The sequence below is a fragment of the Moorena sp. SIO3B2 genome, assembly GCF_010692525.1.
Lineage (GTDB): Bacteria > Cyanobacteriota > Cyanobacteriia > Cyanobacteriales > Coleofasciculaceae > Moorena > Moorena producens.
In genome coordinates, this window is sequence record NZ_JAAHHE010000067.1 from 19,206 (window position 1) to 27,897 (window position 8,692).

Consider the following 8,692-nt stretch of genomic DNA (forward strand, 5'->3'; position numbering starts at 1 on the left):
ACAGGGGAAAAAAATTATCACAATTCCTACACTGATCGCTATATCTTATCGTGAACTGTGTCCTAAATCCTAGCCTGAAAATCCTAGGCAAGTTATGGTCTGTTTACTCTTTAAACCTCTACCTCTAGCCTTCTGACTAAGAACGCCCACTTATCAGCAATCTCCTCAATTATCTTACTGGTGGGCTTGCCTGCACCATGCCCTGCTTTGGTCTCAATCCGAATTAACACTGGTTGTTCCCCTTCATGGGCCTCCTGCAAGGCTGCGGCAAATTTGAAACTATGGGCAGGGACAACCCGGTCATCATGGTCAGCGGTGGTAATCAGGGTAGGGGGATAAGCGGTTCCTGGTTTGAGATTGTGTAATGGGGAATAGGCGTAAAGGGCTTTAAATTCTTCTGGGTTATCTGGGGAACCGTAGTCGGAACACCAGGCCCAACCAATAGTAAACTTATGGAAGCGCAACATATCCAGTACTCCCACTGCTGGTAGGGCTGCACCGAATAAGTCTGGACGCTGAGTCATGCAAGCACCGACCAATAATCCCCCATTGCTACCGCCTGCGATCGCAAGTTTTTGTGGTGAGGTGTACTGAGCACCAATTAGCCACTCCGCCGCTGCTATGAAATCATCAAATACATTTTGCTTGTTGAGTTTTGTCCCAGATTGGTGCCAATCTTCCCCATACTCACCGCCACCACGGAGATTGGCAACAGCATAAACACCTCCCATTTCCATCCATACCAGATTGCTAATGGAGAAATTGGGGGTTATGGAGATATTAAAGCCGCCGTAGCCATAGAGGTAAGTGGGGTTGTTGCTATCTAACTGCAATCCCTTCTTGTGGGTGATAAACATAGGCACTTGGGTGCCATCTTTGCTAGGGTAGAAAACTTGTTTGGTCTCGTAGTCATCGGGATTAAAGTCTACCTGGGGCTGCCGGAAAATGGTACTTTCCCCACTTACCATGTCGTAGCGATAGATGGTTGCAGGGGTGGTGAAGCTGGTATAGCTGTAGAAGGTTTCAGTATCATAACGTAACCCATTGAAACCACCAACCGAACCAATACCAGGTAATTCCACTTCCCGCACAAAGGAACCATCTAGGTCAAAAATTTTGATGGAGGAGTGAGCATCTTTGAGGTAATCCGCCACAAATTGGTTGTTGAGTAAGCTTACACCTTCTAGGGTTTCATCGGCTTGGGGAATTACTTCTTGCCACTGTGCCTGATCAGGATGATTAGTATCTATGGCAATGACTCGACTGCGAGGGGCATCTAAGTCTGTGCGGAACCAAAATACTGATTGATCATTGCCGATGAAGCTATAGCTGGCATCAAATTCGTTAATGAGTTCCACAACCGGGGAATCTGGGTCTTGCAAATTTTTATAAAACACCAGATTCTTTGGGTCAGTACCGAGGAAGACTGTAATGATCAGATAATTACCATCTTCAGTGACTTGACCACTGAAACCCCATTCTTTCTGGTCAGGGCGCTCATAAATCAGACTATCCTCTGACTGGGGTGTTCCCAGCTTATGGTAATAGAGCTTTTGATAATAATTGAGGTCTTCTAACTTAGTGGCTTCATTGGGTTCATCGAAGCGGCTATAGAAGAAACCTTGATTGTCGTCAGTCCAAGATGCCCCAGAAAACTTCACCCACTTAATCTGATCCGAGAGGTCAAGACCGGTTTCCACCTCCCGCACTTGCCACTCTTGCCAGTCAGAACCAGACCTAGACAGACCATAGGCCAGCAGCTTGCCATCTTTACTAAAGGCTAAACCTGATAGGGCAACGGTACCATCTTCTGAAAGGGTGTTGGGGTCAAGTAATAGGGTTGGTTCAGCATCGAGGGAGGTCAAGGTGTAGAGAACACTTTGGTTCTGGAGACCATCGTTTTTGAAATAAAAGTAGCGATCGCCTTTTTTAAAGGGAGTGCTATATTTCTCGTAATTCCATAGCTTGGTGATGCGCTGCTTAAGTGTTTCCCGTGTTGGTATTTCGCTGAGATAACCAAAGGTGACTTGATTCTGTGCTTCTACCCAAGCCTTTGTTTCCTCTGAATCTGGGTCTTCTAGCCAGCGGTAAGGGTCAGCTACTAGAGTACCGTGGTAATCATCGACTTGGTCGGCTTTGCGGCTTTTGGGATAGTTCAGGGGTTGACTGGTAGATGGCATAGTGGCAGATGGGAAAGCAGCGTTTCTAGTTTAACGTTTCTATTCTTTGGGTCGAGGTTGGATGACATGGGCAGCTATGGAGCTGATCGCGAATTGATCTAAACTCTTGGTAAGCATTCAGCCGTCAGCCGTCAGCCTTCAGCCTTCAGCTTTTAGCTCACACTACTTGAGGTGCTGACGTAACTCAGCATTATTCCAATGCTTACCTGTTCTATTCAAAAGCTTTTCGCGTAGCGTGCGCGTAGCGCATTAGCTGATACGCAACACGCTGATAGGTTAATACTTACAATCAATTATTGGCATCGACAATGGGCTAATGCCGAGGTAAAGCAATAAGCTCTAAAATAGAATCACTGTGTGCTTGCGGTAGGGTTGCGGAAGGCAAATCGCGCCTGATAATTATGACTGGATCGATCACACCACAACTAGCAACGCCCTTAGAGCTCAAGACTCGTCCGGCTTTTGATATGAGTGATGAGGAATTCTTTGCTTTTTGTCAGCTCAATCGGGAGTTACGAATCGAACGGGAGCAAGATGGAAGGCTGATTATTATGACTCCTACAGGAGGGGAAACTGGCAGTCGCAATTTTGATTTGATTGTTCAGTTTGGCATTTGGGTATGCCAAGATGGTACAGGGAAAGGTTTTGATTCTTCTACTGGCTTTATACTTCCCAATGGAGCAAATCGTTCTCCTGATGTTGCTTGGGTCAAGCTTGAGAGGTGGGAATCCCTAACTAAAGAACAACGAAAGAAGTTTGTACCCCTATGCCCTGATTTTGTGATTGAGCTACGTTCTGGGAGTGATCGCCTGCAAAACTTGCAAGACAAAATGGCAGAGTATAGGTCAAATGGGACTTTGCTCGGTTGGCTGATTGACCCAGATCAGCGCCAAGTTTATGTATATCGTCTTGGGGCGGAAGTTGAACAGCTGGATAATCCAGCGACGGTGAGTGGTGAGCCAGTTTTACCTGGGTTTGTGCTCCAGATGGATCAGATCTGGGATTGAGGAGTAAGCCTTCAGCTATCAGCTATCAGCTATCAGCGCTTTTGTATCTGGGTTCTAAACACACTTATTGACGAAAAAGGCAAGAGGCAAGAGGATAACGATATAACGAAGTGAAGGGAATCTTCTACATTTTCTTCAAATTTAAAACAAAGGGTGTTCGCGTAGCGTGGCCTACGGCCTATTGCTTCTCGAATACGCTCCATCAATTCATCTAAAGATTTTGCTTGGGTATGACACCCTTTAAGACTGGGAACAGAAGCTACAAAGTAGCCATCAGCATCGCGCTCGATAATTACATTAAATTCTCGACTCATTATAGTCTAAATCTTGAGCAAACAAGCGCTTAACCCATGCTAATCATGACTATAGGGCGATCGCTACCAATTAATTACTCTTAAAACCGTTACCTTGGCAAATTCTTGATCAGCTGTCACCAAACTGGCATAATTTTGTATAGCCATCGCTGCAATTATAGCATCGGGCAATTTCAACCTATATTGCTGGCGAATTTCGATAATTTTCTCAATCAACCCAGTGTCAATCGACACTAAACCGATCACCTCTACTCGCTGAAGAAACTGTTTAAAAAGTTGGCGGTCGCTTTCGGCTAGCCCAGAAAAAGCCAGAAACTCAATTTGGCTAATGACTGAAATCCAGATCCAGTCAGCATTTTGTAATAATTGAATTACTTTAGCATTTCCTTGCAGTAGAGCCACAATTGCATTTGTATCTAGGAAATAGCGATTACCACTCATCCCTTAGATTCCTTTGCATTGCTACCGCATCTCCCCCAAAGGTTAATCGCCCCACCAAATCTGAAAAATCATAGTTTAATTCCTGCTTATCAACTGATGAAACTGGATCTAAAACAAGGACAACGTTAACCTCAACTGCCCTTAACTGGGTTGGAATATTAAGATTCAAACAACCCGATTCATCAGTCTTAGTGGTCAGTTTTAGAACTTCCATTGGCAGTAGCATTAGTGGACCTTACCTTAGCTTATCTTAGCGCGATTGCTGGTCTATTAGCATAGTGCGTTCGCGTAGCGTGACCGTAGGTCAATCGCTTTTAGCAGCTCTTTTGGAGCATCGCAAATCCCTCGCCCTTTCCGCTAATCGCCGATCTTTTATAGTGCGTTACTTCAGAAATTTCGACCTTGGTAGTTGCTCGGATCTCGAACCCAGCACTCACTCTATTCAATAGCTTAATAAAAGTGCTTTAGATTTCTGGATCATCACCTAAAAGTTGATCTATACTTTCGATCCTTTGTTGAGAACCACGGCGAACACGATGAATGCGGACAATTCCTTCCTGTTCTTCGACTGCTTCACTCACCGTGAATAAAATATAGAATTGCTTTTTATAGAGAAGTTGGCGCACCTCAATACCCATATACTTACTTTCGAGGGCTAGTGAGCAACGCCTCGGAAAGTTTTCCAGGGTCAACATCACTTCATAACATCCTCTTACCCAGCGATAAGCTCGTTCTGCTGAATCCTCCTTTATCCAAATAAAAATACTTTCAATATCTGCCACTGCAGTAGGAGAGATTTCAATCTGGTAGGCCATATTTTTCCTGGAGCTGCTGAAATGCTTCCTTTAACGGAATACCTTGTCCTTGCTCAAACTCCTCAATACTCTTTCTGATGCCTGCAATAGACTCAAGCAATTCCATCCGATCGAGAAGTTGCTGATAGCTTTCAGCATCTTGAACAACTGCAGCAGCTTTGCCATTAACAGTCAGAACCATTGGTGCTTTAGTTTCTTTGAGCCTTGCGATAAAGGCTTTAGCGCCCCGTTGGAATTCTGAGAGTGGATGGATGTCACTCAGACTAAACATGATAGTTTTAATAAATTATTTGATAATTTAATGTTAATAGCTTGAAACTGTTTTGTCTAATGCGAACGCGCCCCGCGTGACCTACGGTCAATCGCGCCCCCCGTGACCTATGCGATTGCAAATTCAGTATATTGTCTCAGATGGGGTGGATGAAATCCTAAAACAATCTCCTCTCGTGGTATCCCTTTCTGTAACAAATCTGTCGCCACCCCATCCTCAGTCCAATCTTCCTCAATCCAAATCTTGTCATCCTTCAAACGGATATGAATCATAACACTCTTAATCCGTTCATCTTTCCACCAACCCATCAGCAGCAAAAGATACTGATCCTGTACCTCATCAAACGCTAAAGCACTTTCAGTGGTAGAACCAGATTTTTGATTGATATGATGATAGTCTCTTAAAACTTCCTGGACAATTTCCCGATAATGCTTTAATCTATCCATTGCTCAATTACCTTACTGTAAGCATTAAGCCGTCAGCCGTCAGCCTTTAGCTGAAAGCTGATGTCTGATAGCTGTTCGCGAAGCGTGCGCGTAGCGCTTAAGCTGATGTCTGAAAGCTGAAAGCTGAAAGCTGAAAGCTGAAAGCTGAAAGCTGAAAGCTGATAGCTGATAGCTGATAGCTTACAACTATCAAACTTTCGGGAAGACTTCTACCTTCACTTCCATCCCTATTTTTCCTAGCAAATTAATCAACTTATCCACACTGAATCGACTAATTTCACCATTCATTAAATTACTAATCCTCGGTTGGGTTTCTCCCAAAAACTCTGCTGCTTCATTTTGAGTCCATCCCCGCTCCTGAATATAGGAACGCAAATCTAAGATCAGATCCGCTCTTACCTTGAGATTCATTGCTTCTTCTGCCTCAAATCCCAAATCTTTAAATACATTGTCGTCCCCTAACACGACATTGACGGTTTTTTCATCAGTCATTTTTATGTTTATCCTTTTGTTCCTTTCTAAACTGAACCATCTCCTGATAACGCTTCTGTCCTAGTTGAATATCTCCTTTGGAGGTCTTCTGTGTTTTTTTATGGAAAACATGAAGCACATAAATTGCCTCTTCAAATCTAGCGACATATAAAATCCGATAGGCTTCTCCGGTCCAAATGCGAATCTCTTCAACTCCCTTGCCAATTGTGGGCATCGGCTTATAATCTGTAGGTTTTTGACCCCTTTGGATAGCTCTCAATTGAAAACCAGCCTTCCGCCGTGCTTCCAAGGGAAGATCCGATAATTCTTCTCTAGAAGAGCCAACCCAGTAAATTACTTTATCTGTCATTACCTTACCTCACCAAACAGTATACCTTATTTGGCATAAAAAGATAACACCAGAAGAAAGTGCGTTCGCTTTTAGCGGCTCTTTTGGAGCATCGCTTTTTCGGAATGGAGGGGAATTAGCGATCGCGAATTGCTATGATTTTTATCCCAATTACAGATTTATGCTGATCGGTAAGAGTCCTTTAAAATGCTGGTCAATCGATCAAATCGAGTATTGATTATCTTAGTGCGATCGCAAAGCCCTAGCCCTTAATGAAACGGGCAAGATGCCCATTCCACGCCTGATGCCCATTCCACAGCTGCGACAATCACGCGAATTAAATTCTTAATGGGTCAAGCGCACCTAAAAACTCTTCAAATCATTCCATTATTAAGCAATGCCGTAAATGGGCGTTACTGAACCAAGGAATAGTATACTAAGAAAGACTAGGATAAAGATAAATATAAAAATGACAACTGGTTTAACCAACCCTAGTCTTATGAATCAAACCTTCACTACCCAACACCTTTCCCCAGAAGCGATCGCTCAGCTTGTCAAGTATTTGCCTGACTACATCAAAGTTGCACTCAATGAAAAGTCTAGTGAATTGGAATGTTCCCTCGAAGCTACCATTGAAATGGCAATTTCCAACTTCCTAGACGAAGAAGCATTGAGCTTTGAGGATTGTCTACTCGCTCAACGTCTGAAAAATAATAATTAAAATTGCCGATAAATAGAATAACTAAAGCGATTACGAATTTGTCGCTGTAACTCAATCCGAATGTAAACTGAAAATAACAAAAAGTAGGGTGGGCAAAGTTATAGTATCTAGAATTATCAAAAAAAACTAAACGGTCTTTGCCCACCCTACAACTGCTCACCCTGCCGTTGAAACATTTTCTAAGCACAGAGAGTTTATATCTGGCGCGAGTTTTGAGAATTGTCAATTGATCCGCCTTTCCCAACAAGTCCTCTAACTCAGCCACCTCATCAGTGCAGAGCAATGATTCTACATTTCTCGCCACTAAATCATCCAAACGAGTTTGATCTGCCACAGCCAATTTACAACTTGCCAGTGCTTCTAACTCATCTACACTCAAACCAAGCAAACACTCCTCATCCAACCCTAATGGATTAGCGAGTCGAGAATAGGTGTTCCAGTCCAATAAAACCCCAACTCTTTCCCCCTGCTCATTCGTGACATACTGTAATAAACTTGTCATATCAAAAAGCTTCATAAGATAATGTAATCCTATCTTAGCCCGTTCTGTGTACCTGATAGTTATGCAAACCTCCGTAAGTGATGTTGTCTACAGAAATACAATTTTACCTAAATAAAGTAGTAGATGAATATGAGTTGATTCAATTTTTGTCTAAAAGCCTCGATTTAAGAGGTTGTCTGAGAAGTCTCATTTGCTACATCCAAGCCCCCTAAATCCCCCAATTCTGGGGGACTTTTAGAAGCAAATTGACTCTTGTTCCCCCCAAAGTTGGGGGGTCAGGGGGGCAAAATTCAGTATCAAAAAACTTTTCAGATATCCTCTAAGATGTGAAACCTTAAACTATCCTGATAGTCAAGCTGAAGCCTTTGTAATGATAAACGACTATGACATAGGTTTTCCTATGGATATCACTATTTCCTATAGAAAGGGAGTTTCACTAGGGAAAGACTATTTGTGGTTAGCGAAACTTATTGCTAGGCATTATCAAACTATGGTGGCAACAGATTTACCAGAAGGACATCCGGACAAAATTAATCCCTATTGTTGGTGTGTAGCAGAACCAAACGGTTATTTAGTAGAAATGGTGGAAGACCTTTCAGATGTCGAAGACAGAGAAGGGTTACTACTAAATAGCAATTCCAAGAAATTACTTACTACATTCGGAAAATTGGCTTAAAAAATAAAACCTAACAAAACCACTACTGATAATGATACCGATAGATTAATTGACAATCTATTCACCTGTACCAAAACCCGTAAACTGGCGTACTTCAGGTTCATGAAAAGCTAAAACAATATCTTCTTTTGGCACTCCCATTTCCACTAATCGGTTGGCAAGTCCCTCTTCCGTGCCATCATGCTGAATCCAAATTTTTCCACCTTTGATATCAAGATGCAAAACACAGCCAAAATCACGTTTATTCCCACGCCAACCAACATACAGCAGTTGGTAGTGATCCTGCTCTGTATCAAAGACGGTCTGAACCTCAGGTGCGACCCAAGGGCGATTTACTCGCCCTAGGAGGCGCGCACCTACGTATTCTGGCGCAATTGTTTGCCGTGAAGCCCGTTGAGCACGTTCGGAAAGAAGATGTCGAATATACTGGCGATATTGCTCTACAGCCATTGAACAATTACCTCCTGTTTCACATCATAAATTACTAATCTAATCTGAT

The 8,692-nt window shown here is 43.0% G+C and carries 13 protein-coding genes; 3 read left to right on the forward strand and 10 right to left on the reverse strand.

What is annotated here, in order from left to right; genetic code table 11:
- Positions 1-110 precede the first annotated feature (110 nt).
- Entirely contained in the window at positions 111-2,180 is a 2,070-nt protein-coding gene (locus F6K38_RS16745; protein ID WP_287267031.1) for a prolyl oligopeptidase family serine peptidase, read from the reverse strand.
- A 401-nt stretch (positions 2,181-2,581) separates the two neighbouring features.
- Between F6K38_RS16745 and F6K38_RS16750 the strand changes: the two genes are divergently transcribed.
- On the forward strand, positions 2,582-3,187 hold the full coding sequence (locus F6K38_RS16750; RefSeq protein WP_008178184.1) for a Uma2 family endonuclease: 606 nt from the start codon (positions 2,582-2,584) through the stop codon (positions 3,185-3,187).
- Between the two features lie 32 nt (positions 3,188-3,219).
- Here F6K38_RS16750 and F6K38_RS16755 read toward each other — a convergent pair whose 3' ends face one another.
- From F6K38_RS16755 to F6K38_RS16790, 8 genes are all read right to left on the reverse strand, one after another.
- On the reverse strand, positions 3,220-3,501 hold the full coding sequence (locus F6K38_RS16755) for a type II toxin-antitoxin system HicB family antitoxin (protein WP_131826942.1): 282 nt from the start codon (positions 3,499-3,501) through the stop codon (positions 3,220-3,222).
- A gap of 63 nt (positions 3,502-3,564) precedes the next feature.
- Positions 3,565-3,942, reverse strand: a complete 378-nt coding sequence (locus F6K38_RS16760) for a type II toxin-antitoxin system VapC family toxin (protein WP_287356989.1) — start codon at positions 3,940-3,942, stop codon at positions 3,565-3,567.
- Positions 3,932-4,168: a hypothetical protein gene (locus F6K38_RS16765; protein ID WP_008178181.1), complete on the reverse strand. Its 237-nt coding sequence runs from the start codon at positions 4,166-4,168 to the stop codon at positions 3,932-3,934. Before F6K38_RS16765 ends, F6K38_RS16760 begins: the two co-directional genes overlap by 11 nt.
- 238 nt (positions 4,169-4,406) lie before the next feature.
- Positions 4,407-4,757 carry a type II toxin-antitoxin system RelE/ParE family toxin gene (locus tag F6K38_RS16770; RefSeq protein ID WP_008178180.1) on the reverse strand — a complete coding sequence of 117 codons (351 nt, stop codon included), beginning with the start codon at positions 4,755-4,757 and terminating at the stop codon, positions 4,407-4,409.
- Entirely contained in the window at positions 4,741-5,028 is a 288-nt protein-coding gene (locus F6K38_RS16775) for a type II toxin-antitoxin system Phd/YefM family antitoxin (RefSeq protein ID WP_008178178.1), read from the reverse strand. The genes F6K38_RS16770 and F6K38_RS16775 overlap by 17 nt, the downstream gene beginning before the upstream one ends.
- Before the next feature lie 107 nt (positions 5,029-5,135).
- Complete coding sequence (locus F6K38_RS16780) at positions 5,136-5,474, reverse strand: XisI protein (protein WP_287255424.1); 339 nt, start codon at positions 5,472-5,474, stop codon at positions 5,136-5,138.
- A 189-nt stretch (positions 5,475-5,663) separates the two neighbouring features.
- The gene (locus tag F6K38_RS16785; RefSeq protein ID WP_008178176.1) at positions 5,664-5,966 is read right to left on the reverse strand and encodes a helix-turn-helix domain-containing protein; all 303 of its coding nucleotides are present in this window, start codon (positions 5,964-5,966) and stop codon (positions 5,664-5,666) included.
- Positions 5,959-6,315 carry a type II toxin-antitoxin system RelE/ParE family toxin gene (locus F6K38_RS16790; protein WP_008178175.1) on the reverse strand — a complete coding sequence of 119 codons (357 nt, stop codon included), beginning with the start codon at positions 6,313-6,315 and terminating at the stop codon, positions 5,959-5,961. The genes F6K38_RS16785 and F6K38_RS16790 overlap by 8 nt, the downstream gene beginning before the upstream one ends.
- 448 nt (positions 6,316-6,763) lie before the next feature.
- Between F6K38_RS16790 and F6K38_RS16795 the strand changes: the two genes are divergently transcribed.
- Both F6K38_RS16795 and F6K38_RS16800 read left to right on the forward strand, forming a co-directional pair.
- Positions 6,764-7,015 carry a hypothetical protein gene (locus F6K38_RS16795; protein ID WP_229419846.1) on the forward strand — a complete coding sequence of 84 codons (252 nt, stop codon included), beginning with the start codon at positions 6,764-6,766 and terminating at the stop codon, positions 7,013-7,015.
- Between the two features lie 992 nt (positions 7,016-8,007).
- Positions 8,008-8,193 (forward strand): hypothetical protein, encoded by a 186-nt coding sequence (locus F6K38_RS16800; protein WP_131826943.1) that lies wholly within the window; start codon positions 8,008-8,010, stop codon positions 8,191-8,193.
- Positions 8,194-8,250: 57 nt separating this feature from the next.
- Here the strand turns inward: F6K38_RS16800 and F6K38_RS16805 are convergent, their stop codons facing one another.
- Positions 8,251-8,643, reverse strand: a complete 393-nt coding sequence (locus F6K38_RS16805; protein ID WP_008178171.1) for a XisI protein — start codon at positions 8,641-8,643, stop codon at positions 8,251-8,253.
- Between the last annotated feature and the right edge of the window lie 49 nt (positions 8,644-8,692).